Below are 25,960 nucleotides of genomic sequence, written 5' to 3'. Positions count from 1 at the left end.
TGGGGTACATCACCCGTAAAAACAATAAATAAAAAAATAGACAACCTGCCATGGTTCAAAAAAAACACCGTCTAGTTTCCGGCCTGTCTTTTAATAAGCTGGCTGATTTACTTATTTCAGCTAAAACTACGTTGCCTGCCTTGTTAATTGTTATTGGAGCCCCTGCTTGGATGGTTGGGTGGCTAGTGCCCATACGTGAATCTGGCGCATTACTGCCTCAAGTCCTAATAAGCCTTTATCTTAGAAACAATGCCGCGAGGTATAAAGTATGGCGGATAGGTATCTGCGTTCAAATCGCATCGGTAGTTGGGATAATTTGTTCTGCGTTAATGCTTGAGGCGTTTTTTGCAGGGTGGGGGATTTTGGCATTTTTAGTTTTACTCAGTTTAGGGCGATCGGCATGTTCATTAACCGTCAAAGATATAGAAGCTGATGTAGTTCCCAAAGGTGAACGAGGCAACCTTGTAGGAATGGCATCTACAATATCTGGCGTTATGACCCTACTCGTTGCTGTTCCGTTATTGCTTTTAGATGGCACGTTTAAAGACAACGCTTTGTACGGTGTTCTGTTTTGTGCAGCGTTTTCTTTTTTCCTCACGCTTTTTTGTATGTTCAGCTTGAAGACAAAAGTAGAGGATAATTCGAATGGAAGCGGAAACGTATTTTCTATTAAATTTGATAAAACAGTATACAAGTTTGTCTTAGTTAGAGGTCTCTTTGTGCATTCAGCTCTGGTTGCCCCGTATTTTATGCTAGAAAACGGGGAAAATGCTCAAAAGCTGTTGCCCGTCTATATTGCGGCGCAAGCGCTAGCTTCAATGTGTTCTTCTTTATTATGGGGGAAGGTGGCAGATTACAGCGCGAAGGTAACGCTACAAATAGCCGGCATCCTTACTATTTTATCTTGCATTGGGTTATTGGTAATTCCCAGTGAGTCGCTTCTCGTTTCCGCAACCCTTTTCTTTGTATTATCAATTGCTCATGCTGGTGTTAGAACCGGCAGGAAAACTTATAGTCTCGATGTGAAAGAAGGGCAGGAGCGTACTGAACTTGTAGGTTTTTCAAACACTGCCATCGGGGTGATATTGTTGGGATTTGGTGCGTTGTACGCTAGCCTCAGCCCTTTTTTATCATTTTCCGTTGTGTATATTATGACAGCAATGATGATTGTTGCCACTATTTCAACGCTGATATTGCCAAAGGAGAAGTAACTAAACTGCGGTATCAAAAAGCATCTTTGCCGGTGTCATTCCCACCATTCGTTTTCTCTTCGTGCTCTTTTTAAAACGAAGCATGCTTTCAGATGAGCCGATAACAAAAGAAAAGGACGTTTCGATAGTTTTACATGCCGTATCCCAGGTGTCTGCTCTAAAGCCCATTTGTTCAGGTAGACCAGAGTGGCATAGAGAGGCCTTTTTGTGTGTAGTGTCTGAGCTAGTGATAAATTCCATGTTTCTTTTAAGCAAGCTTAGGTAACTATCGAATGAAAATGGAATTGTTTTTTCACCTTCTACTCCCTCACTTTCTTTGAATTTCACTAATCCTTTGGTTTTCCATTGCTGTTTTTTGCCTTTGTTTAAAGCCGCTTTTAGTCGTACGAGAACACTGGTGTGACTTAAGTCATATAAACTGGTCGCTATACCTGCGCGAAATGGATTTAAATCTACGTAAGCCATACATGCTAACAATGCGCGCTCGTCGAGTAGTGCTTGTGATTTGAATCTTCCCTCCCAAAATCTACCAGTACACTCGTCTTCTTTATTTGCTTTCCTGGCGATGAACTCGTTTAAGTTTCGCATGAACCAGCTAATGCTTTGCAGCCTTTCTCTGTAGATTTTCGCAGTTGAAGCTACGGTTTTGTGTTCACTATCTGTTAATTCTATCCCCTTAAGATATTTTTGTGTGAGCAAAGTACCGCGGTGCATTTTATGCCACTGTATTAACGTTTTCTCAGTATCCCATCGTCTTGCAGGATGCTGATCAACGCGCAATATTACATGAACATGGTTGCTCATCACTGCGTAAGAACAAATATCGATAGCGAAAACACTCGCGAGAAATAGCAAACGTTGTTCAACCCAGTCTTTACGGTGCTCGTAACTTTCTCCTGTCGCATGGTCTACTCCACAGAGGAATGACTTACGTACGCAACGAGAAATACAGTGATAAAAAGGCGTATCCGCTAGGCTTATTTGTGATTTTCGACTTTGTGGCATATGGCTGCATTTTTGTAGAAAAATAGACCATTAAGCTATCACCCTCGCATCTCGATTAAACCTGACACAAAGACGGTTTTTGAAACCTCTTAGCTTCGGATAGCTACGAAGACACCCATCGAAAAGCATTAATTCGCTGGGGCTATTTTCACTCCTGCCTTTAATCGTTTTTTGTGTCGATTAGGTTCAGCAAAATTGCGAGTGAAAATTTCGGATGCTAAAAGTCGGTTTGCTGAGAAGTTCTGAAACAACGGCACTTATACAAAGACGGGTAAAAAGACTGGTACAAAGACACCCAGGATATCGCCGACTCAGGTTTTACCGTTTACAAAAATAATACGATGGGTGTCTTGCCTAGAATTTCTTGCTAAGAGAGCGTTAAACGGTTCGATAAAACTCTTAAATAGCGAGGGTGTCTCGCTAAAGGTTTTTCTATAAGCCCATGATGCTTCTAACCAAATCAAATTGACGTTTAAGTTGGTGAACTTTCTGGCAACTCATCAAAGCCTGGGATGCTTATCGCAAGTTGCCAGAAATAAGATTACCGAGCTAGAAGGGCATTAGCCACTTTTGATGAGGGAACTTTATTTACAACCTCAGAGATAAATTGAGTAGCAACAAGAAGCTTCTCCATATCAATTCCAGTATTTATACCCATTCCATTAAGCATATAAAGCACATCTTCCGTTGCAACGTTGCCACTGGCGCCTCTAGCGTAAGGACACCCTCCAAGACCTGCCACGGCGGAATCTATTGTTGCGACACCATACTCCAATGCCGAGTAAAGGTTTACAAGAGCTTGTCCATAAGTGTCGTGAAAATGAACAGCAAGCTGTTTGATATTCACCACATTTAAAACACTATCAAGAAGTCTTTTGGTGGCAACTGGAGTTCCAGTCCCAATAGTATCGCCGAGAGATATTTCATAGCAGCCCATATCTATAAGGCGCTTAGATACATCTGCAACTGCACTTGGCGATATCTCTCCCTCGTAAGGACAGCCCATAACACACGATACGTATCCACGTACCTTTATGTTATGGGTATTTGCTTTTGCAATAACGGGCTCAAATTTTTTCAAACTCTCTTCTATCGAACAGTTAATGTTTTTCATAGAGAACGACTCTGACGCTGCACCGAATACAGCCACCTCCTCAACTCCTGACTCAATTGCTGCATCTAACCCCTTAATGTTTGGCGTAAGCGCAGAGTAGGTGATTGAAGGGCTCTTCTCTATACCTGAAAAGATATCGCCAGAGTCTGCCATTTGTGGCACCCATTTGGGAGAAACAAAACTTCCTGCCTCAATGCGCTTGATACCGGTCTTCGAAAGCAAGTTTATAAAGTTTATCTTCTCTTCAACGCTTACTATCGATTTTTCATTCTGTAGTCCGTCTCTTGGGCCGACTTCAACAATACTTACTACTTTAGGCATGGTCATTGTTGTATAACTCCTTATGAATCCGCATTCGTGAATTCGAGAAGTAAAGCCCCGCCATCAACCAATTCACCCGGCTCAAAATAGAAGCTATCTACCACGCCATCACTAGGTGCCGTGATGCTGTGTTCCATTTTCATTGCTTCCATAACTAAAATAGGTTCACCTTTTTTAACCTGTTCTCCTGGTTTAACTAAGTGCGCCACAATGGTGCCGTTCATGGGGGCATCGAAGTTTGAATTGCCATTGTTATGATCATCGTCGCCGTGTGAAGGAGCGACAACGCTGAAGTTAATATGGGTGTCTTGGTTAAACAAACCAAACTCATCATCTTTTACCGCAAAGGTATACCGTGACTCAATACCGTTTATGTTGGCACGTAATTGATGATTATTAATCGAGCCGCTCACGATGAAAGTGTTGTCCCCAACCACTACTTCCCAGGCCTCAGATGTCTCACCACCGAGAGTATGGTTTACCTTGGCGTGAAACTCTTCCTCTCCAACAAGAACCGTAACCTGTTCTTTGTATGTCGAATTCGCGCGCCATGCGCCCGTAGTAAACCAAGGCGACGACTCATGCGAATGCTTATCAAAGACATCCATGCTTTTACCAAGACGACGATGAAGAATGGCTAACAACGCCATTGCGGGTAATTTTGCTTGGGTGTCTCGCTTCACTTCGGCAAAAAGTGCATCGTTGTGCTTGTCTACAAAAGTGGTAGTTAATTCAGCAGCTTGGAAAGCGGAAAAACTGGCTACGCGCTTGAGGAATTCAATATTGGTTGTAACACCGGCAATATGATAATCGCCAAGTGCATGAAGCAAGCGCTTGAGAGCGATATCACGAGACTCTCCCCATACCACAAGCTTTGCAATCATGGGGTCGTAATAAACACTCACCTCGTCGCCCTGAATAACCCCTGTATCTACTCGTACTAAACTTGACTGCTCAGGTGGCTGTAGCAAATGCAAAGTGCCGGTAGAGGGTAAAAAGTTATTGGCAGGATCTTCAGCGTAGATACGCGCTTCGAATGAGTGTCCGTTTAGCGTGAGCTCTTGCTGAGTTTTTGGTAACGCATTTCCCTCTGCAACACTCAGTTGCCACTGAACTAAATCTTCGCCTGTTATCATTTCAGTAACGGGATGTTCTACCTGAAGGCGAGTGTTCATTTCCATGAAATAGAAGGATCCGTCTTCATCAAGTAAAAACTCGACTGTACCTGCGCCCTCATAATTAATGGCCTTCGCCGCTAATATTGCCGCCTCGCCCATACGCTCTCGTATTTCTTGTGACATGTTTGGAGCTGGGGCTTCCTCAATAATTTTTTGATGACGGCGCTGAACAGAACAGTCGCGCTCGAAAAGATAAACGCCGTTGCCGTGGCTATCACAGAAAACCTGAATTTCAACGTGACGAGGGCGAGTGAGGTACTTTTCTACTAGCATATGGTCGTCGCCGAAGCTTGCCATAGACTCTCGTTTAGCCGCATTCAGTGCTTGAGTAAATTCACTCTCGTTCCATACCTGTCGCATACCTTTGCCGCCGCCACCTGCCGCAGCTTTCAGTAATACAGGGTAGCCCATTTCGTCGGCAGATTTTTTCAGCGTGGACTCTTGCTGATCATCACCGTGATAGCCAGGTACCAGTGGCACGCCAGCCTCTTCCATAATGCGTTTAGCCGCAGACTTAGAGCCCATAGCCTCTATTGCTGAGGCGGGAGGACCCACAAAAATAATGTTGTTAGATTTACAGAGGTTGGCAAATTCTGCGTTTTCTGACAAGAAACCGTAGCCTGGATGAATCGCATCTACCCCTAAGGTTTTTGCGTGCTCAATAATAAGATCGCCGCGCAAATAACTTTCCTTTGAGGGTGCAGGGCCCAGATTCACCGCCTCGTCTGCCATAGCCACATGACGAGCATTGGCGTCAGCATCAGAGTAAACCGCAACCGTTTGAATGCCTAAAAGTTTGGCTGTTTTCATTACTCTGCAGGCAATTTCGCCTCGGTTCGCTACTAAAAGTTTGTTTATCATTATTTTGTCTCCAACCAAGCCGCGCTGCGTTTTTCAAGAAAAGCGGAAAGACCCTCTTGGCCTTCTTCTGACGTTCTCACTTTTGCTATTAATTTACTGGTCTCATCGAGCATTTGAGCGTCTATTGTTTTGTGAGACACCCATTGTACTAATGCTTTTGATTGAGATACCGCTTGTGGACCGTTTTTGAGAATTTTTTCGATAATGTCATCAACGGTGCTGTCTAACTCGTCCTCGTTGACAACTTCGCTTAATAGGCCTAGGCGCCTAGCGCGGCGTGCAGAGAATACCTCAGCCGTTTGAAAATATCGTCTGCAGATCCGTGTACCCATAGCTTCTATTACATACGGGCTTATGGTTGCTGGTATTAGTCCGATTTTGACTTCGCTCAAGCAAAACTTGCTTAGCTTACTTCCGATGGCGATGTCGCAGCAGGCAATAAGGCCTATAGCGCCGCCAAACGCTGCGCCTTGAACTCTTGCTATAGTAGGCTTTAGAAGTGTATAGAGCGTGTGAAGCATAGTAGCGAGTGCCATTGCGTCGTTGTGATTTTGCTCTTCGGTATAGCTAGCCATCTTTTTCATCCAGTTAAGATCTGCGCCGGCGCTAAAACTTTTGCCCTCGGCCTGCAAAACCACGGCACGTACTGTGTCGTCGCTACCCGCTTTCTTAAAAAGATGCTCTAGCTCTTTGATCATTTCATCATTGAAGGCGTTATGCTTTTCAGCTCTGTTCAATGTGATAACCGCGATGTTGTCATCGTTAATACGATAGGTTACTGCGTTTTCCATGTGTTTAGCTCCTACATTCTGAATATGCCGAATTGAGTTTCCTCAATGGGCTTATTGAGTGCTGCAGATAGCGACAAACCAAGCACTAAACGTGTATCTGCGGGATCGATGACACCATCATCCCAAAGTCGTGCAGACGCATAGTATGGATGTCCCTGTTCCTCGTATTTTTCTATAACTGGCTGCTTAAATTGCGCCTCTTCCTCATCGCTCCAACTTTCGCCCGCGCGTTCTTTTTGGTCGCGTTTAACTTGTGCTAACACGCCGGCTGCTTGTTCTCCGCCCATTACCGAAATTCGTGCGTTCGGCCACATGAACATGAAGCGTGGGTCGTAGGCTCTGCCGCACATGCCATAGTTACCGGCACCAAAACTTCCGCCAATTAGAACAGTAAGCTTCGGCACTTTGGCACAGGCTACAGCCGTCACCATTTTTGCACCGTGTTTGGCAATCCCGCCGTGTTCATATTGCTTTCCGACCATGAAACCAGTGATGTTTTGCAAGAAAACGAGTGGGATTTTTCGCTTGGCACATAATTCAACAAAATGGGCACCTTTCATGGCGCTCTCGCCAAACAAAATACCGTTGTTGGCCACTATACCAACGGGGTTTCCAAAGATTCGAGCGAACCCACAAACCAGAGTGGTTCCATAAAGTGGTTTAAACTCATCAAAATCAGACTCATCTACAATACGAGCAATGATCTCGCGTACGTCGAAGGTTTGCCTGCTGTCTTTTGGCACGATGCCGTAAATCTCTTTAGGGTCAAATTTAGGCGGTTTGGGTTCTTTTACGTCGAGCAACTGAGGCTTTTCTCTGTTTAGTCTAGAAACAGCATTTCTTGCAAGCGAAAGGGCATGGTGATCATTATTTGCGAGTTGGTCTGCAACACCGGATATGCGTGTGTGAACATCACCACCGCCGAGTTCTTCGGCGGTCACAACTTCGCCAGTAGCAGCTTTTACGAGCGGAGGGCCACCCAAGAAAATAGTGGCTTGCTCCTTTACGATAATACTTTCATCTGCCATAGCTGGAACATATGCGCCGCCTGCCGTACAAGACCCCATAACCACTGCAATTTGAGGGATGTTTTTGGCAGACATATTGGCCTGGTTAAAGAAGATCCGGCCAAAATGATCTCTGTCAGGAAACACTTCATCTTGACGAGGTAAATTTGCGCCACCAGAGTCCACTAAATAAATGCAAGGGAGATTATTTTGCTCGGCAATTTCTTGCGCTCTTAAATGTTTTTTCACTGTAAGAGGGTAGTAGGTGCCACCTTTTACCGTAGCATCGTTCGCTACAATCATACATTCGGTACCTGCTACCATTCCGATACCGGCTACTACTCCTGCGCAAGGCACGTAATCATCGTACACTTCCCACGCTGCTAACTGACCAATTTCAAGAAAAGGAGTGTCGTCGTCTAAAAGCGCGTTAATTCTGTCTCTTGGAAGAAGTTTGCCTCTTGAAATATGGCGCTCTGCCGCTTTTTCACCACCGCCAAGGGATATTTTTTGAATTTTTTCATACAAGTCATCCACTTGCGCTTGCATATGGTCGCGATTGGCGATGAAGGTTTCAGATTTGGTATTAACACTTGAACGTAGAACGGGCATACCCCCTCCTGTGTAATAGCGCTTCGATAGTGGCGCTATTGATTTGTTGTTTGAACTTTTTATATTCGTATTAAGAAGACGTGTTACGAAGACACCCATACAAAAATTTAGCTAGCATAACGGCACCGTTGCGACTGTTATAAAGACACCCATCTAACTACTCCGGTTAGAATGGGTGTCTCGCTAATATTTTTATGAACGTGCTAACCTACCAATTTCACAGCGGTTTAACTTATTTGCATGGGTGTCTCTGTATTGTCTTCTCTATGTTGTCTGTGGTGCCACTGAGGCACAAACTATTTCGATTCGTTAAATAGCTCGCGACCTATCAGCATTCTTCTAATTTCAGATGTACCTGCACCAATTTCATAAAGCTTGGCATCGCGAAGGAGTCGACCAGTAGGGTACTCGTTGATATACCCATTACCACCAAGTAACTGTATAGCGTCTAATGCTATTTTGGTCGCTAACTCTGCGGAATATAGAATTGCGCCGGCAGCGTCTTTACGCGTTGTCTCTCCGCGATCGCATGATTGGGCTACAGCGTAAACGTAGGCCCGTGAAGCGTTCATCTGGGTATACATGTCTGCCACTTTGCCCTGTACGAGTTGAAATTGCCCAATCGACTGACCAAACTGCTCTCTGTCGTGAACATAAGGCACCACAATGTCCATACAAGCCTGCATAATGCCCAGAGGGCCGCCGGACAGTACGAGGCGTTCATAGTCTAAACCACTCATAAGCACGCGCACGCCTTCGCCTTCACTGCCTAGTATGTTTTCAGCTGGCACTTCGCAATCTTCAAACACAAGCTCACACGTGTTTGAAGAGCGCATGCCTAGTTTGTCGAGTTTCTGTGCCCTGCTAAAACCCGGGAAGTCGCGTTCAACAATAAATGCTGTAATGCCACGAGGGCCTGCAGATGGGTCTGTTTTCGCATAAATAACAAAGGTGTGCGCATCTGGTCCGTTGGTGATCCACATTTTATTGCCATTTAAGATGTACTTATCACCGCGCTTTTCTGCGCGCAATTTCATGCTAACTACATCGGAGCCCGCGTTAGGCTCACTCATAGCAAGAGCACCGATGTGCTCACCAGACACTAATTTAGGAAGATACTTTTCCTTTTGAGCCTCATTACCATTTCGGTAAATTTGGTTAACGCACAGGTTGGAATGAGCGCCATAGCTTAAGCCAATACCGCCAGACGCTCTGCTCACTTCTTCCATTGCAATGGTGTGCGCTAGGTAGCCCATGCCAGAGCCACCGTATTGTTCAGAAACAGTGACACCATTTAGGCCCATTTCGCCAAGCTTTGTCCAAAGATGGTTTGGAAATTGATTGTCTTCGTCAGCCTGAGCCGCTAACGGCGCGATTTCTTTTTGCGCAAATTGATACACTTGATCACGAAGCATATCCATTTCTTCGCCAAGGCCAAAATTCATTGTAGGGTAGGAGGTGTTCATGCGATTTTTCCTCGTTTGAGTTCTGCGAGTTCTTCTCTACATCTGGTTTCAACGTCGTCCAGTTCTGTCATCAACATTTGTATATCTTCTAGTTGTTGATTAAGAACCGCACGCTTTTGCTCGGACATCTCTAACATAGCTTCTAGCTGAACGGCCGAGTTCGGATTACTGTCGTACATGTCAAACAAGGTTTTCACCTCAGCAAGTGAAAAACCAAGACGCTTACCGCGTAAAATCAGCTTTAGGCGCACTCTATCTTTGTTGAGATAAACGCGGTTTTGACCGGTGCGAGTGGGCGATAAAAGACCTTGTTCCTCGTAAAAACGAATGGAACGCGGCGTAATATCGAACTCTCTCGCAAGCTCACCTATAGCGAAAGTAGTTTCATTTTCCGACTTGCTCATTACATGTACCTTGTCGTGAAGCATTTTCTTGCTGTCCAAAAAATATGTGAGTGGACTAACTATGTCCTCAACGCTGCGCATTAGCGCGTCACTTGTCACCTGTTATGCTCAATCGGTTTAACTGCCTTACCACCTAGTCCTTGCCTAGTTTTATCATTGTTCTGGAACAACATTAGGCGAAAGAACGTCTTTCTTGTGTCGATAGCGTGGGTGTCTCTGTTCTCTGTTTAGCACCTACTAACTTGATCGGTGAGTAAAAAAGAACGCGCTGTTAGTTTTATTTTCCCCAAGTATCAAACAAGACTGTTGTGTTTGGTTGACAGAACCTTTTGACAGGTTTACGTTAACGTTAATTACATTTTACGTAAAGGTAAAGTAACATTTTGCTAACGTCAATTTTTCATGAAGACGGACTTTGTTTAGCTGGGTTGTGGGTGTTTACTTTTGTATACAAAGCGGTAAGCGTTATCGCCTAAGTGATTAAATTAATTGAATATTAAAGGTAATGTTATGAGTGATAAAACAGTAGTTATCGTAGCTGCAAAGCGTACTCCAATGGGTGGATTCAACGGCAGTTTAGCACCGCTGAGTGCAACTGACTTAGGCGAGATTGCTATTAAGGCGACATGTGAAAGCATGGATGTCTCGCAAATTGATGAGGTTGTTATGGGCTGTGTACTGCCTGCTGGGTTGGGGCAATCGCCGGCCCGTCAGGCGTCTTTAGGTGCAGGTTTACCGCTCAGTGCAGGCGTAACGACCATTAACAAAGTATGCGGCTCTGGGCTAAAAGCGGTGATGATTGCACATGACCTGATAAAAGCAGGTAGCGCCGAAACCGTGGTAGCTGGCGGCATGGAAAGCATGAGCAATGCGCCTTACATGCTACCGAAAGCGCGCACGGGGTATCGTATGGGTCACGGTCAAGTACTTGATCATATGATGGTAGACGGGCTTGAAAATGCCTATGATGGCAAAGCTATGGGATGTTTTGCGCAAGACACTGCAGACAGCGAAAATATCACTCGCGAACAAATGGATGAGTTTGCGCTGAGTTCGCTTTCAAAAGCCCATGAAGCCATCAACAGCGGTACGTTTAAAGATGAAATAGTTGAAGTGACTATTTCTGGTAGAAAAGGGGATGTCGTTGTAGACACTGATGAAGGCCCTGGCTCTGCGAAGCCGGAAAAGATTCCTTCATTACGTCCAGCGTTTAAGAAAGACGGAACTGTGACTGCAGCAAACTCTAGCTCCATATCTGACGGTGCTGCAGCACTATTGGTCATGAGCGAGGATAAAGCTAAAGAAATGGGGTTAACGCCACTGGCCAAAGTGGTTGCCCACGCGACACACTCTATTGAACCTGAAAACTTCACCGTGGCACCGGTCGGCGCGATGGAAAAAGTTTTAGACAAAGCGGGCTGGTCGAAGGATGAGGTTGACTTATTTGAAATCAATGAAGCTTTCGCCATGGTCACCATGCTAGCGATGAAAAAGCTCAATCTTGATGCCAGTAAGGTCAACGTGAAAGGTGGTGCATGTGCCCTTGGTCATCCAATTGGTGCTTCGGGAGCGAGGCTGTTGGTTACTTTGCTGCACGCGCTTAAGCAACAAGATAAGAAGCGCGGTATTGCATCATTATGCATAGGCGGCGGTGAGGGTGTGGCCCTTGCAGTTGAAATGATGTAGCCTTCAGGCCAAGGTTTACATTGTTAAATAACTTTAATGCTGGCAATGGCACCCATTTGGGTGCCATTCATGTTTTAATGATAAAAGAAAAATAATAAGAACGTTCTATGGCGCTAAAAAATCTAATTTCATTGTCTTGCATGGTTGCGTTTGCCTTTGGTTGCTCGACTCGTCCAGAACACGCACCTATTGGAAATGAAAGCAACCAACGTACAAAAGCTGAACAAGTTGCCTATAGCACGTTGTCCACTCTCCCTGCGTCTGCGCCAACTAGCGTATACGCTTACGGCAATTCAGAATTACAAACAATTTCCTATTGGCGAGCAAAGGTTGAATCTTCACATAACGGACAAGTAGCCAATAAAGCGATTATTTTTATTCACGGCGGCTGCTGGTTAAATGCTTATGACTTATCTCATGGGAAAGGCTTCTACACGTCTCTGGCCAATGAGGGTATTGATACGTTTGCTGTAGAATATCGACGAAGCGGTGATGAAGGAGGAGGTTGGCCTGGCAGCCTAGAAGATGTTAAAAGCGGAGTTAGTCATTCACTTTTTGAACTCTCGAAGCTTGGCCCCAAAGAAGTGTATATTATTGGCCATTCTGCTGGTGGTCATTTGGCGCTCCTTGCTTCTCAAAATGCAGCATCGATACCCGATAACATCACGATAAAATCGGTGATAGGTCTTGCTGCAATTACAGATATTGCACAATACGCTCGAGGTGAAAATAGCTGCCAAACGGCCACAACGGCGTTTATGGGGGATACGCCAGATAACATCCCTTATGACTATAAAAAGGCTACACCACAGTTAAGTCGCATTCCGTTTCCTGTCATTCTTATGCAAGGTAACGAGGATAATATTGTACCTACTCGTCACAGTATCGATGATAATGCACAGACGATTTCTATTCCCAACGGGGGCCACTTTGACTGGCTTCACCCTCAAACTGACTCTTACAAAGCACTTATTAAGGTAGTGACAGCAAATGATTAATAAGGTTTTTTCCGCCAAGCAATTAGACGATAAAGATCCCTTGCGCCATGTAGCGGAAAGATTTTCGTTACCACCTAATACGGTTTATCTAGACGGTAATTCGTTGGGCCCTCTCCCGAAAGCAGCACAGACAAGAGCTCAAGAAGTGGTAAATAATCAATGGGGTACGGACTTAATTAAAAGTTGGAATTGTCACGACTGGATTAATCTACCGCAAAAAGTAGGGGATAAAATTGGGGCTCTGATTGGCGCTGGAAAAGGGCAGGTAGTTTGTTGTGATTCTATCTCCATCAACTTATTTAAAGTACTGAGCGCAGCGCTTAAAATGCGTCCCGAACGCAAGGTTATCGCTACCACGCGAGATAATTTTCCTACCGATATTTACATGGTACAGGGCCTACTCAGTCTTCTTGGTGATGAGTACAGTATTCGATACATTGATGAAGCCGATGTTGAGAGCCAACTAACCGACGATATAGCCGTGTTGATGCTCACTCAAGTCAACTTTCGTTCTGGCTTTAAGCAGAATATGGAAGCTGTTACACGACAAGCGCATACAATGGGCATATTGACGCTATGGGATTTGGCACATAGCGCTGGGGCATTTGTTGTAGAATTAGACGAATGCCAAGTAGATTTTGCCGTTGGTTGCACATATAAATACTTGAATGGAGGACCGGGTTCTCCGGCGTTTGTGTATGTTGCAAAAAGGCATCAGGAGGAATACAGGCAGCCTCTATCTGGGTGGATGGGCCATAAATCGCCCTTTGCTTTTACGCCTGACTACGAGGCGCAAAATTCAGTTAATCAAAATTTGTGCGGAACGCCGGCAATTTTGAGCATGAGTGTACTTGATGCGGCACTTTCTGTATTTGAAAGTGTCACTTTGAAAGCCATTGATGAGAAATCGAAAAAACTACAGGCATTTTTTGCTGCGGAAGGTAAACGAGCTGGATTGTGTGATTATATGGAAATAGTTAGCCCAGCAATTGAAAACCGAGGTAGCCAACTCGCGCTCTCACATCCAGATGCCTATGCCATATGCCAGGCATGGATTGCTGAAGGCGTTATTGCTGATTTTCGTGCGCCGAATATTTTACGTATAGGTTTTGCTCCGTTGTACCTTTCTTTTGCCGACGTTGAGTTGGCCGTGTTAAAACTCGCCGAAATTATGCGAAATAAAACGTATGAAAACGAGGTGTTTCAGCGCAAACAGCACGTAACTTAGCCAGTTAGCGACTTAGTTGCACTTATTCGGGCCAAAGTCGTTGCAAATTGGCTTAGGTCAATGAATACTTGCCCCATTGTCGGTAGTTTCTTAATTCCAGTAAGTATGATTTCAAAGTTAGCTCGAAACATTGGGTGGGCAGCATTTACGCTCGTAAATGTTTTCTTTTGCCAAGCTTTCGCTCTGGTCGAAAATAGTATCGAAAGCGACATACTTAACAATAACGTTGAAAAAGTTACCTATTGTATCGATCCTAACTGGGCGCCTTACGAAGCAATTCGCAATAATCGCCATGTGGGTATCTCTGCGCAATACCTAGCGCTGATAGGGGATCTGGCCGACCTGTCGTTTACCCTCGTGCCTACTGAAAACTGGCAGCAGAGTTTAGAATATGTTCAGCAGGGGCGATGTCAGGTTATCCCTATGCTGAATACGTCAGACTATCGGCGCCAGTTTCTCGACTTCAGCCTCCCGTATTTCGAGGCGCCCAATGTACTAGTGGCCAAAGAGGGAACACCCATGGTCCAAGGGTATTCTGGGCTTGGTAATCGTACGGTGGGTATAGTTGATGGTTACCGTCAGCTTGAATACATCTATCGTCATTACCCCAATGTTCGTATTTCTATGTTGTCCTCAGAGCAAGAGGGGTTGAAACAACTTCTCGATAATAAATTCGATGTGCTTGTAGGCTCTCTGCTGAGTATGAATATGCATATTAATAATCAAGATCTAGAGGGGTTAAGCATAGTGGGGTACGCCGAGCCTCATGATTCACTCGCTTTTGGGGTCAATAAATCATCCAGCCATTTAATTAAAAAATTAAACTTTGCCATTGAACGCATACCTGAAGAAAAGAAAGTGGCTATTTATAAGCAATGGAACAATGTTAAAGTGCGTGAAAGCCGCAACTACTCAGTTTTGTTGTTGTGTGTAGTTTTTGTATTAATTGTACTAATAGGGCTTATATATCGCAGTCGCTACCTGCGCGAATACAAGCATGTTTTGGCTAGTAAAGACACGCGAATCGGTGAGTTGAAGGCCGCTTTATTAGAAAAGAATCGTGCTTTGGCGTTCTTATCTGCTCACGACAAAATCACCGGTTTGTATAATCGAAACCACATGATCCAACGAGCAGAAGAAGAAATTTCTCGTTTCCAACGATTTCACACTACTGCAACGCTTATTATTATCTCGCTTGAACAGCGCAATAATAAAGAGAGAGCAATCGATGATTTTGTTCGCGAAGATATGCTCAAGCGCTGTGCATCAAGCTGCTTGAGCACCATTCGAGAAGTGGATGTAGTATCTAGGTTTAACGAGCAGCAATTCATTATATTGTGCCCCCAAACACAACTAGACGCCGCAGAAACATTGGCTGCTAGGTTGTTAGAGAGCATCAAAAAACAGAAAAGCCTCATGTCGATGATGAAAGTGTCAATTGGCTTAGCTGAGCTTAAAGATGAGGAAGAGTTTTCAGACTGGTATGAGCGTACGTTGGCAGCCTTAAATAAAACGGATAGGTTAGGGTGCGACATCGCTGCTTCACATGAATAGCAGCCAGAGTCTTGGCAATCAAAACTTTAATAGTAAGCTAGACCAGCTCATACGAGTAGCTGGCCTAGAATAAGCTAAGCACGGATTAAACGATAGGGTCGTAATGCCATTGGTGTGCATCGTAGCGAACGCGTGAGCGATTGTATTCTCTTTCAGAACGCCAGTTTCTATTATTCAACTTAGCAGTAACCCCTGCATAGAGTCGCTTGTTAGCAATAAGTTTTACGTCTGATTGATAACTTTCTTTAGCAACTTTTATCTCATAGGCTTTTGCTTCAATCCACTCGAGCAGCGCAGTTTCATTGTTAAATAGCTCAAGGGCGTCTGTCATTTTTCGCTTTAACTCTTTAGGAACCTTTTTGCTTTTTAGCAGGTCAATTTTTTCTTTATGCTTTAAATTGTTTTCGCGAATTTGCTTAAGTAGTTCATCAATGCCGTCTTTTCGTTCAAGCAATTGGTTAAAGCCGGGGCTAAAGTCAATTTTCAATGTACTACCAGATACTGCGCCTAAAGTTCCGGCTTCCACTCTGCCTTGGCTTACTATGTCACAAGCAAATAAATTGCCCATTGGGTTGTCAATTTGACCCACGACTACAGCACCGCCACAACGAACCCTACTGTAGGCAAGTTGCCTTCCAATTGTGACATCGCCTTTGCATTGCATTTCGACACCTTGGCCGTGCTGCACGTGAATACTGCCAGCAGCCATAAGCTTGCATTGATATTCGCCTTCAGTGTCATTAACCTTGCCCATCGCGCCTTCGGTAATAATGATATCGCCGCCAGACTCGATATAGGCCGATTCTACAAAGCCATTGATTGTGACATCACCAGACGCTTTTATCTGCATCTTCTCAGTAACATCGCCATTCACTAAAACAGCACCTTCATAATTAACATGGCCAGAGCCCACGTTTACACCGCTACAAATAAAGGTGTCGTCTATATTCATTATCTGGTCTCGGTATTTAGGCATACCAGATATGGCAGAGATAAGCAGGTTAGAGTCGCTGTCTGATACTACAGTGCCCGTGCCCATCTTAAACTCAAGCCATTCGCCAGCAACGCTTGGCAGCTTATTACCTTTAACGTCAAAACCAGAGCGGCCTTGCGTTGGTGCTGTTCGTTTTAGTACAGGTGTGTCAACCTTCACGCAGATCACTTCGCCAAGATTACGCATGTCAACCCGCTCACCGCCTTGTGATTGGGGGCGCAAAATTCTGTCCAGTGCATTGGGTACCAAGGGGACAAATTTAGAGTTCTTGCCATTCCTTGGGGGCAAACCTTTTGCAATTGTCTCTTCAAGAATTTCGCCGCTAGTAGCCTTTTGGGCTCTCTTTAAAAGCGCTTTAATGCGTTTGGTACTTATTCCTTTTACAATTTTATTTTTCATTGCAAGAGACATAACTGCGGCAAAAGAGGGTAATCTGCCACCATAAGGTGTTGTAAGAACCAAATTGGCAGTCATAGAATCTTCGGGGATGCGAAACTCGACTTCCGCATTTTTTCGCTCACCAATGCGTTCTTGCACTATGGTGCCATCATCGGTTTTGAAATAATGGTTGGCAGTATCGCATGCCGATTTTAACGCTTTCTCTGAAATATAGAGACCAGATGTCTCGCCGCTTTCCAGCTGTTTGCGGATCTCACTCATATCAACGTCTGCTTCAAACTCGGTAGGGTTAAGCATTAAATTGATATAGGTTCTAGATTTGTCGAAGCTAATTGTTACGCCATTCATGAAAACATAATCCCCTGAGCGCTTATTGGTTTTATTATCGGCTGCTCATATTCTTTCTAAATAGTACTACTCACTAATGCGTTTCTGCCTTGCGAGGTAACAGTACCGCTAATCCGTTAGCTATCAATTTATTCTTATAAGGGCTTTACGTCAAAGGTTTTCAGCATATTGAAATAGTGCGCGCAAAATTGCCTGTTTATCGGGGTTGTCGCTATGCTCATGAGCCAGTTGTTCAAGCTTCACCAAATAAGTATCTAATGTAATGGAGCCGTTTGACGAAGCGTCGGTTAATCGTGATTGGCGATGGCGTTGCCAGCGCGTCATCTCATCCGCTGTCAGGGTACTTGGGTAGTTTCTAGCGCGGTATCTAAAGAGTAAAGTTCGCAAGCCTTGATGTTGGGTTAAATCTGCAAGAGCCGGCAAATTTTCAGGGCTAGCCGCGACAACTTGTTCGCACCAGCGTCTGTCTGCATCGCTTAAAAAGCCTCCGCTATAGAGCGCGTGGTCGATGTCGTTCTCGTCGTGCTCGTCTTCTGCGCTGTACACAGCAATCAGCTTTTCTGCAATTTCAGGATGAGAGGCTAGTTTGCGATAGTTATCTAGGCATTTCTCGCGTTCAAGTCCTAAACGCATGGCGTTTTCTTCTGACATTGCTTTTGCCGTAGTAATAAAAGGCGAACGATTGGCGTGGATTAATTTTACACCCGGACGCTCCTTTTTATCGGCAAAGTGTTCGGATGGTGCGTAGAGCTTTTGTTTTATCTCCTCGGGTGAATCATGAATTAGGCTATCAACGTCATGAGATAAATCGACAGTAATGAATCCGTTGCCGTTTTTGGGATGTTTCGCAATAGGCATTATCCATGTACAACAACCTTGGGCAGCAGGTAACTTCGATGATATGTGCAGCAATACAGAGGGCTTCGAGACGTCAATCTGCTCCATAACAGCGTGTTTGTTTCTTAGCGAAAAGGCATAATCAAACAGTCGTGGTTGCTTCTCTTTAATTAGCTTAGCCAAGGCTATAGTGGCGTAGACATCGCTTAAAGCATCGTGGGCATTACCGTGCTCTAAATTGTTGGCTTGCGTGAGTAGTTCTAATCTAAAGCTTGGTGTTCCGTCATCCCGTTCCGGCCACTCAATGCCCTCTGGACGCAGTGCATAGCATGCACGGGCAAGATCTATAATATCCCACCGGCTATTTCCGTTGCGCCATTCTCTTGCATACGGGTCGAAGAAGTTTCGATAAAAAAGAAACCTCGCCACCTCATCATCGAATCGAATACTGTTGTAACCCACACTGCACGTATTGGGGAGCGACATTTCTTCAAAGATCTTAGAGGCAAAGTCGGCCTCATTCATGCCATCTCTTAAGGTTTGTTGAGGTGTAATACCCGTAACAAGGCAGGCCTCTGGGTGGGGAAGGTAGTCGTTTGCTATTGCAGACATTATATTGATGGGCTTTCCCACAATATTTAAGTTTTCATCTGTTCGCACTGCTGCAAACTGGCAAGGCAAATCTTTGTGGGTATTAGTGCCAAACGTTTCAAAGTCGTGCCATAAAAAGGTAGGTGTCTGCATAACCGCCAAAGTTGCTCCGTAAATAGGGTGCCATTAATTTTCGTAGAGTTTACACGGCAAGGCGTTTAGCGCCAACTTTGCATCGTATTATTGTCCTGCTCGGTTACAAGAAAGGTGATAAAAACGGCAGTAAAATGCTCCCTTCAATGGGCAAGAATTAAGCGCATAAAGAGTAAACCATGTCGCTATCTAAATTTATTATTTTTGCTGGGTTTTCACGGGCCAATTAAAGGTGTAAAAAATTTGTTAAAATGACTGGCTTGAAAGGGGTTAGCGGTCTACGCTAAAACTGTGAGGGAAATGTCGCTTTCACCGAAATTAATAATAAATACTAGGTCGTTACGAAGACTTGTTTCATACGCTGTTTTGCAAAGTTGTTATTGTATGTACCGGTATGCGCAACGACAGGAGATAAGAAATGGAATCGTTGCAAGTCAGTGATTATATGAACACCCATCCTGTAAAGCTAACCGTGGAAATGCCGGTTGCCCAAGCCGTCGAAGCATTGCTTTCTAGTAATCAAAGTGGCGGCCCTGTGGTGGACAAAAAAGGTAAAGTCATTGGTTTTCTTTCCGAACAAGACTGTATTGCTACCATGATTGCGTCGAGTTATTACCGTGAACAAATATGTCGCGTCGGGGACATAATGAAGTCTCCAGTGCTTTCCGTTAAACCGTATATGTCGGTAATTGAATTAGGCGAGTTGTTCTTGAAACAAAAACCAAAAGTATATCCGGTGGTTGATGACGATGGTGTTTTGTTAGGCTGCATTAATCGTACGTCGGTGTTAAGAGCAATTGATGTGCAGTTAAAAGACGGCTATCAACACGCTGTTTAACCTGCATCGACCGAATAAATTTCAGGCAAGCAGATAACTGATAAACATGGCTTGCTTAGCAGCAAAAAAATTCAAGGGGCTCTATGACCAGAGCCCCTAGGGTTACTTACTTTCAATTATGCAAACATGAATTTAGCATTCAATCTATAAACTTATGCTTATTGCTTATGCAATATGGTTGTTCAATTTTCTTTGCAATAAAAATAAAACCTTTTATGCTTTCGTCTCATTTTTAAATAGACGCAACATAAAACGAGTTATCAGTGCATTCAACTAATTCCGTCGCGCCAAATCCGTTGGGTCTCACGCCCATACTCCTTTTTGTTATTCTGGTAGTTGTTACCGGCATAACGACTAACGATATTACCTCTATGCCAATATTGGTGGCGTTTTTCATCAGTGCAGGCTACGGACTTTGCTTAAATCCGAAGGGGAACAAAGTAAGCTTCTCTGAAAAGGTGCAAACCTTTTGCCAGGGAGGGGGAGATAAGAACATTATTCTGCTGGTACTTATCTTTCTGCTCGCAGGTGCTTTTTATGCTGTGACCATTGATATAGGCGCACGAGACGCGACGGTAAACATGGCGCTGCAATTCGTTCCTTCTTCGTTGATACTCCCCGGCTTGTTTTTAATTTGTTGTTTTATCTCTTTTGCCATGGGAACTTCCATGGGCACCATTACCGCGCTATCTCCTATCGGGGCAGGTCTTGCTACTAACCTTGGTTTGCCTATTGAAATGGCGTTAGGAATTGTAGTTGGAGGTGCGATGTTCGGAGATAACCTTTCATTTGTATCAGACACCACGATAGCAGCAACAAGAACCCAAGGTGTGCAGCTTAAAGACAAGTTTAGAGCAAACCTTATGGTGGCGTTGCCCGCGTGCATAGTAACCATGATTTTACTGTTGCTAGTGGATGTTGATACATCGGGCATTGTAGAGTCGAAAGATTATGACTTATGGAGAATATTGCCGTATCTATGCATTATTGGTTTCGCGCTAAGTGGCTTTAACGTGATTAGTGTATTGGCCGTAGGTATTGCAAGTGCATGTGCAGTGGGCTTGGTGCAGAGCAGTTTTACGCCACTTACCATGATGCAGAGTATCCAAAAGGGAATGGGGTGGATGCAAGATCTCGCTATGATTGCCATTACCATTGGCGGTATTGTGGCACTAATGCATGCCAACGGTGGAATAACATGGCTAATACAGCGCTTAACAAAGCGGGTGCAAACCAAGAAAGGGGCAGAATTTAGTATCGCTGGATTAGTGAGCTTTCTTGATATTACTACCGCGAACAACACTATTGCCATTGTAACTGCGGGTCCAATTGCCAAAGATTTGAATAAGAAGTACGGGGTAGACCCACGAAGAACGGCCTCGTTATTAGATATCTTCTCCTGTAGCTTTCAGGGGCTTGTTCCTTACGGAGCACAGTTGCTTAGTGCAGCTGCAGTAGTGGGGATATCTCCGTTAGCAATAACACCTTACTGTTGGTACCCCATGCTCATTTTTGTGTTTGGTATTGCAGCCATAAGTCTTGGGTTTCCCCGTTTTAGCACCCCATTAGATGATGAGTTAACCCATACATCCTAAATCTACGTACAATTGGCCAATGCTAATTGTATTGGCCATTTGTAAGTGATTGACGTGTGTTGTAAAGCGTTGCTCTAAATACACCTCTTTGCTCATGATGTGTTTACCGCGTTTATTTTGTTGCCGGTATTTTGGCTGATAGGTTCGCGGAGCATGTCGCTGACTTTGTCTCTTATATACGCTGACTTTGGCATTAACATACGCTGGCTTTTTCGGTGGCTATCTTCTAGGATCGACGCCCCATTTTTATTTGAAAGCTCAAACGTTATTATCTGTAGGATGTTACCTTGTCTTCACCCATAGCAATAAAACCGCTTTATCAGGAACTTGATGCTTGCCTTACAGCAGATAAGTTTCGCTTGAAACGACGAATCACCCAGCTTGCGAAATCGGCTAAAGGGGACGGTCGAAATGATGAAAAGCTGCTTCAGCAGTTTGAAAAATTAAAGCGCGACATAACATATTCCGCAGAGAAAAAAGCGCAGCGCAAAGCAAACCTTCCGGATGTTGAATATCCGCCACTTCCTGTTTCCGATAAAAAAGAAGACATAAAGGAAGCCATTGCCAATAATCAGGTTGTCATTGTTGCTGGTGAAACGGGCTCAGGAAAGACCACACAGCTGCCTAAAATTTGTTTAGAGTTAGGCCGTGGTGTAGACGGTATGATTGCTCATACACAGCCACGAAGACTTGCTGCACGCAGCGTAGCCACTCGTATAGCCGAAGAGCTCAACACGCCGCTAGGTGAAAAAGTCGGTTTTAAAATTCGGTTTAGCGATCAGGTGAGCGAACGTAGCTACGTTAAATTAATGACCGACGGTATGTTACTGGCGGAAATGCAACAAGATCGGTTTTTAAATCAGTACGACACGATAATTATTGATGAAGCCCATGAACGCAGCTTAAATATCGACTTTTTACTTGGCTATTTACGTCAGCTTCTAGATAAGCGCCCTGATCTTAAACTCATAATAACGTCTGCCACTATCGACCCTGAGCGCTTTTCTAAGCACTTTAATAACGCGCCTATCATAGAAGTCAGTGGGCGAACCTATCCTGTAGAAGTACGTTACCGAGCGGCCGAAGATAACGACGATGATATGGACCAGTCAGACGCTATCGTTCAAGCGGTAGACGAGCTTATGGGGGAGGCGCCGGGTGATATCTTGATATTTTTGAGCGGAGAGCGGGAAATTCGCGACACCCAAGATGCGCTAAGTAAGCAGCACTATCGCAATACAGAGGTAGTGCCGCTGTACGCACGCCTGTCAGCATCTGAGCAAAATCGTATCTTCCAGTCTCATAGTGGAAGACGTATCGTGCTGGCTACCAACGTGGCTGAAACCTCTCTTACCGTGCCAGGTATTAAATATGTAATCGACCCCGGTTTTGCCCGGATATCTCGCTACAGCGCGCGTAGTAAAGTTCAACGCCTGCCAATAGAGCCTATTTCACAGGCTTCTGCAAACCAGCGGGCCGGTCGATGCGGCCGTGTGTCTGACGGTATTTGTATTCGTTTGTACAGCGAAGATGATTATCTAGGTCGCCCAGAGTTCACCGACCCAGAAATACTCAGGACAAATTTAGCCTCAGTAATTCTGCAAATGCTAGCGCTAGGACTAGGCGATATCGCTGCCTTTCCGTTTGTGCAGCCGCCGGATAATCGCAACATTAATGATGGTTTTAGACTGCTTGAAGAAATTCAGGCTATTGCCAAGCGCAATGGCAAAATGCAGTTAACAAAGATGGGCAGAAATATCGCCAGGCTTCCTATAGATCCACGCTATGCTCGAATGGTGATAGAAGCTGATGCTACCAATGCGCTAAGCGAGGTTATGGTGATTGCAGCTGGGCTCTCTATTCAGGATCCGCGAGAGCGCCCGCAGGAGAAGCGCCAGCAGGCAGACGAAAGTCACAGTGAATATCAAGATAAAGACTCGGATTTTATTAGCTTACTGAATTTATGGCTTGGGTTTAGAGAGCAGCAAAACAATCTTAGTCAAAACCAACTTAGAAAATGGTGCAAAACGCGTTTTATTAACTATTTGCGTATGCGGGAATGGCAGGACATTGTCAGCCAGCTTAAAAAGTCGATAGCCGAGATAGGTTTGGGGATCTCAAATCAAGAAGCAGATTACCAGGCGATTCACCAGGCCATTGCTAGTGGGCTTCTGTCTCACCTTGGTTTTAAAGATAAAGACCGAGAGTACTTAGGCTCTAGAAATACACGCTTTATGATATTTCCCGGTTCGGGGTTATCAAAAGCTCAGCCAAAATGGATTATGGCGGCAGAGTTAGTCGAAACATCAAAGCTGTTTGCACGTATGGTGGCTAAAATTGACCCGGCTTGGGTTGAGCCATTAGCAACACACGTTACCCAGCACAGTTACTCAGAGCCTCACTGGTCGAAAAAGCGAGGGGCGGTAATCGCTTTTGAAAAGGTCACACTTTTTGGCTTGCCCATTGTTATGAAGCGAGCCAAAGTTTACAGCCAGATAGATCCTGCTATTTGTCACGAGTTATTCATACGAGAGGCGTTGGTTGCCGGAAACACAAAAATCAACTTTGGCTTTTTACAAGAAAACCAAGCGCTATTAGAGCAGGCAGATGAGTTTGAACAAAAAACGCGACGCCGAGACTTAGTTGTAGACGATGAAGAGCTTGCCCATTTTTACGCTCAGAAAGTACCCATAGAAGCCAATAACGAAGCCGCCTTTAAAAAATGGTTCAGGCAGCATGGTAGCAATGAAGGTCTCACCTTTACTGAAGAAGATGTGTATAGGCAGCAACCCGGTCAATCGGTAGCGAATGCATTTCCTGATGTATGGCGACAGGGAAACATCACTCTTCCTCTTCGCTATAACTTTGAGCCAAATGCGAAAGATGATGGCGTAACGGTGGTGATACCTCTACCTGTTCTGAATCAGGTTGATGATGTTGGTTTCGACTGGCTTGTACCCGGGTTAAGACACGAGCTAATTGTGGGCATGATTAAAACATTACCTAAACGTTTGCGCCGAAACTTTGTGCCAGCGCCGAATTTTGCTGATGCTTGTCTCTCGGATATAAGCGAAACCGATAAGAATAATCGCCCTGTTGCCATGGTGGATGCGGTTGCGGATAAGTTGCGAAAAATGACAGGCGTAGTGATTGAGCCTGAAGAGTGGAATTTTGAGCAGTTAGACAAACACCTTAAAATGCACTTTGCAGTCGTTAATGATAACGGAGATAACATTGCCACAGGTGACGACTTACATCAGTTAAAGCAGCAGTGTGCAGGCCAGGTTCAAAAGACATTTGAAAAAGCCGCCACTCCCGATTTAGAGCGCAGTGACATTGAGCAATGGGATTTTGAGGATATACCAGCCACCTTTGTACAAAAAGTGGGTGGATTTGAGGTGCAAGCGTTTCCGGCATTGGTGAAGCGAGGCGACAGGGTTGATATCGCGCTAGTTGATGAGGCAGATAAGGCCGAAACTGAGCATCGTCAGGGCGTAAACGTTCTGATTAAAAATGCGATGCCGTCGCCGCTTAATTACTTGCAAAATAAGCTTCCCAATAAAGCTAAGCTCGGTTTGTATTTTAATCCTTTTGGTCAGGTAAAAGCGCTTATCGACGACTGTATATTTGCGGGGATTGACGCCCTGGTATCAGATTATTGCAAAGAGTACGATACCGATATTCGAACTAAAGCCGATTTTGAGGCCTGTTTAGACAAAGTCCGCGCAGATATCAACGATAAGGTGCTGAATATTGCTAAGCAAGTTGAGCAGGGGCTTACGTTAGCGCACCAGTGTCAAAAGCTGATGAAAGGGAATGTTCCTCTTAACATGGTAAATGCCCTGGGCGATTGTAAAGGCCATTTATCATCGCTGGTGTTTCCAGGGTTTGCTTCTTATATTGGTGAGGCAAGACTTGATGACTGGAATCGTTACATAAAGGGTCTTTCTCGCAGGTTAGAGAAGCTCCCTATCGATCCACATAAAGATAGACAGCATCAGCTTACTATAGAGAAATGTGTTAACGAGTGGGAAAAAGCGCGAAGTAAATTTCCGAAAGGTAAGGTGCCAGCGGCGCTCGACGAAGCGAGATGGATGATTGAAGAGTTAAGGGTATCGCTGTTCGCACAGCAACTTGGCACGGCTTATCCCATATCTGCAAAACGTATAAGCCTGTTTTTAAGCGATTTTTAAACCTTGCTATCAGAGCAAATTTGAACACATAATTGTGTGGAATCTAGTCACGCGGTTTGACAAGTCAAAATCCTCAATCTATAACAAGATTAGGGTAGTAAGCGTGAGCTAAAAATCAGAGGAAGTAGACATGCTAGGGTACGACGATAAGCGTAATTTTTTCAGGATGATGGTTAACTCGCCGTGTCAGTTACAGGTTACCGATGATGAATCGAGCCGTACGATGCAGGCAATGTGTAGGGATATTAGCGCTACCGGTATGTCGTTAGAGGTCGATGAACCCGCTATAGAAGTTGGAACGCAGATTAGCGTGGCGATAGAGTCGTCTAGCTCACAAATACCTTCACTCGCCGCGCTTGCTAATGTAGTGCGTTGTGAACCTGAGTCGGAATCGAGTTGCATTATTGGGGTGGAAATCACCCAAATGAAGTAAGTCGGTTTAGGAAATAATTGGTTTTAGTGCTCTGCTGTCTTGACGAAGCGTCGGGTAGGTAGCCTATCTCTAAAAACAATCATTTCCTTTTCGAGAGAGGGGCCTTTTGTACTTAAGCGCCTCTTTTAAATCGCTCCCTTTTT

18 protein-coding genes are annotated in these 25,960 nt (G+C 44.6%); 9 read left to right on the top strand and 9 right to left on the bottom strand.

Going from position 1 to position 25,960, the window contains the following annotated elements; all coding sequences use genetic code 11:
• The first annotated feature begins 50 nt into the window (after positions 1-50).
• A complete protein-coding gene (locus tag GTW09_RS01925; protein WP_163109572.1) occupies positions 51-1,211 on the top strand; it encodes an MFS transporter in 1,161 nt (386 codons plus the stop codon).
• Here the strand turns inward: GTW09_RS01925 and GTW09_RS01920 are convergent, their stop codons facing one another.
• From GTW09_RS01920 to GTW09_RS01890, 7 genes are all read right to left on the bottom strand, one after another.
• Positions 1,212-2,216, bottom strand: a complete 1,005-nt coding sequence (locus tag GTW09_RS01920) for a transposase (RefSeq protein ID WP_163109570.1) — start codon at positions 2,214-2,216, stop codon at positions 1,212-1,214.
• A gap of 541 nt (positions 2,217-2,757) precedes the next feature.
• Positions 2,758-3,657, bottom strand: coding sequence for a hydroxymethylglutaryl-CoA lyase (locus GTW09_RS01915; protein ID WP_163109567.1), 900 nt, complete (start codon positions 3,655-3,657; stop codon positions 2,758-2,760).
• Between the two features lie 14 nt (positions 3,658-3,671).
• Positions 3,672-5,690: an acetyl/propionyl/methylcrotonyl-CoA carboxylase subunit alpha gene (locus GTW09_RS01910; RefSeq protein WP_163109564.1), complete on the bottom strand. Its 2,019-nt coding sequence runs from the start codon at positions 5,688-5,690 to the stop codon at positions 3,672-3,674.
• On the bottom strand, positions 5,690-6,481 hold the full coding sequence (locus GTW09_RS01905) for an enoyl-CoA hydratase/isomerase family protein (RefSeq protein WP_163109561.1): 792 nt from the start codon (positions 6,479-6,481) through the stop codon (positions 5,690-5,692). The genes GTW09_RS01910 and GTW09_RS01905 overlap by 1 nt, the downstream gene beginning before the upstream one ends.
• 11 nt (positions 6,482-6,492) lie before the next feature.
• Positions 6,493-8,100 carry a carboxyl transferase domain-containing protein gene (locus tag GTW09_RS01900; RefSeq protein ID WP_071979192.1) on the bottom strand — a complete coding sequence of 536 codons (1,608 nt, stop codon included), beginning with the start codon at positions 8,098-8,100 and terminating at the stop codon, positions 6,493-6,495.
• Positions 8,101-8,396: 296 nt separating this feature from the next.
• Complete coding sequence (locus GTW09_RS01895) at positions 8,397-9,566, bottom strand: isovaleryl-CoA dehydrogenase (protein WP_163109558.1); 1,170 nt, start codon at positions 9,564-9,566, stop codon at positions 8,397-8,399.
• Entirely contained in the window at positions 9,563-9,970 is a 408-nt protein-coding gene (locus tag GTW09_RS01890) for a MerR family transcriptional regulator (RefSeq protein ID WP_071979190.1), read from the bottom strand. The genes GTW09_RS01895 and GTW09_RS01890 overlap by 4 nt, the downstream gene beginning before the upstream one ends.
• 510 nt (positions 9,971-10,480) lie before the next feature.
• On the opposite strand from GTW09_RS01890, the gene GTW09_RS01885 reads away from it, so the two are divergent.
• The 4 genes from GTW09_RS01885 (at position 10,481) to GTW09_RS01870 (ending at position 15,436) form a co-directional block, all read left to right on the top strand.
• Positions 10,481-11,656: a thiolase family protein gene (locus GTW09_RS01885; RefSeq protein WP_163109555.1), complete on the top strand. Its 1,176-nt coding sequence runs from the start codon at positions 10,481-10,483 to the stop codon at positions 11,654-11,656.
• A 107-nt stretch (positions 11,657-11,763) separates the two neighbouring features.
• Complete coding sequence (locus GTW09_RS01880) at positions 11,764-12,654, top strand: alpha/beta hydrolase family protein (protein WP_163109552.1); 891 nt, start codon at positions 11,764-11,766, stop codon at positions 12,652-12,654.
• Positions 12,647-13,882 (top strand): kynureninase, encoded by a 1,236-nt coding sequence (kynU, locus tag GTW09_RS01875; RefSeq protein WP_163109549.1) that lies wholly within the window; start codon positions 12,647-12,649, stop codon positions 13,880-13,882. The genes GTW09_RS01880 and kynU overlap by 8 nt, the downstream gene beginning before the upstream one ends.
• Before the next feature lie 105 nt (positions 13,883-13,987).
• The gene (locus GTW09_RS01870; RefSeq protein WP_163109546.1) at positions 13,988-15,436 is read left to right on the top strand and encodes a diguanylate cyclase; all 1,449 of its coding nucleotides are present in this window, start codon (positions 13,988-13,990) and stop codon (positions 15,434-15,436) included.
• Positions 15,437-15,521: 85 nt separating this feature from the next.
• Here the strand turns inward: GTW09_RS01870 and GTW09_RS01865 are convergent, their stop codons facing one another.
• Positions 15,522-17,177 (bottom strand): DUF342 domain-containing protein, encoded by a 1,656-nt coding sequence (locus GTW09_RS01865; RefSeq protein ID WP_163109543.1) that lies wholly within the window; start codon positions 17,175-17,177, stop codon positions 15,522-15,524.
• Between the two features lie 150 nt (positions 17,178-17,327).
• Positions 17,328-18,758 carry an exodeoxyribonuclease I gene (gene sbcB / locus GTW09_RS01860; protein ID WP_163109952.1) on the bottom strand — a complete coding sequence of 477 codons (1,431 nt, stop codon included), beginning with the start codon at positions 18,756-18,758 and terminating at the stop codon, positions 17,328-17,330.
• 418 nt (positions 18,759-19,176) lie between these two features.
• Between sbcB and GTW09_RS01855 the strand changes: the two genes are divergently transcribed.
• The 4 genes from GTW09_RS01855 (at position 19,177) to GTW09_RS01840 (ending at position 25,817) form a co-directional block, all read left to right on the top strand.
• Entirely contained in the window at positions 19,177-19,596 is a 420-nt protein-coding gene (locus GTW09_RS01855) for a CBS domain-containing protein (RefSeq protein ID WP_163109540.1), read from the top strand.
• A gap of 263 nt (positions 19,597-19,859) precedes the next feature.
• Positions 19,860-21,191 carry a Na+/H+ antiporter NhaC family protein gene (locus tag GTW09_RS01850; RefSeq protein WP_163109537.1) on the top strand — a complete coding sequence of 444 codons (1,332 nt, stop codon included), beginning with the start codon at positions 19,860-19,862 and terminating at the stop codon, positions 21,189-21,191.
• Between the two features lie 287 nt (positions 21,192-21,478).
• A complete protein-coding gene (gene hrpA, locus GTW09_RS01845; RefSeq protein ID WP_163109534.1) occupies positions 21,479-25,384 on the top strand; it encodes an ATP-dependent RNA helicase HrpA in 3,906 nt (1,301 codons plus the stop codon).
• A gap of 130 nt (positions 25,385-25,514) precedes the next feature.
• Positions 25,515-25,817 (top strand): PilZ domain-containing protein, encoded by a 303-nt coding sequence (locus tag GTW09_RS01840; RefSeq protein ID WP_071979181.1) that lies wholly within the window; start codon positions 25,515-25,517, stop codon positions 25,815-25,817.
• The last annotated feature ends 143 nt before the right edge of the window (positions 25,818-25,960 follow it).

The organism is Alteromonas hispanica, assembly GCF_010500915.1.
Lineage (GTDB): Bacteria > Pseudomonadota > Gammaproteobacteria > Enterobacterales > Alteromonadaceae > Alteromonas > Alteromonas hispanica.
This window is presented reverse-complemented; position numbering and strand designations above follow the sequence as displayed.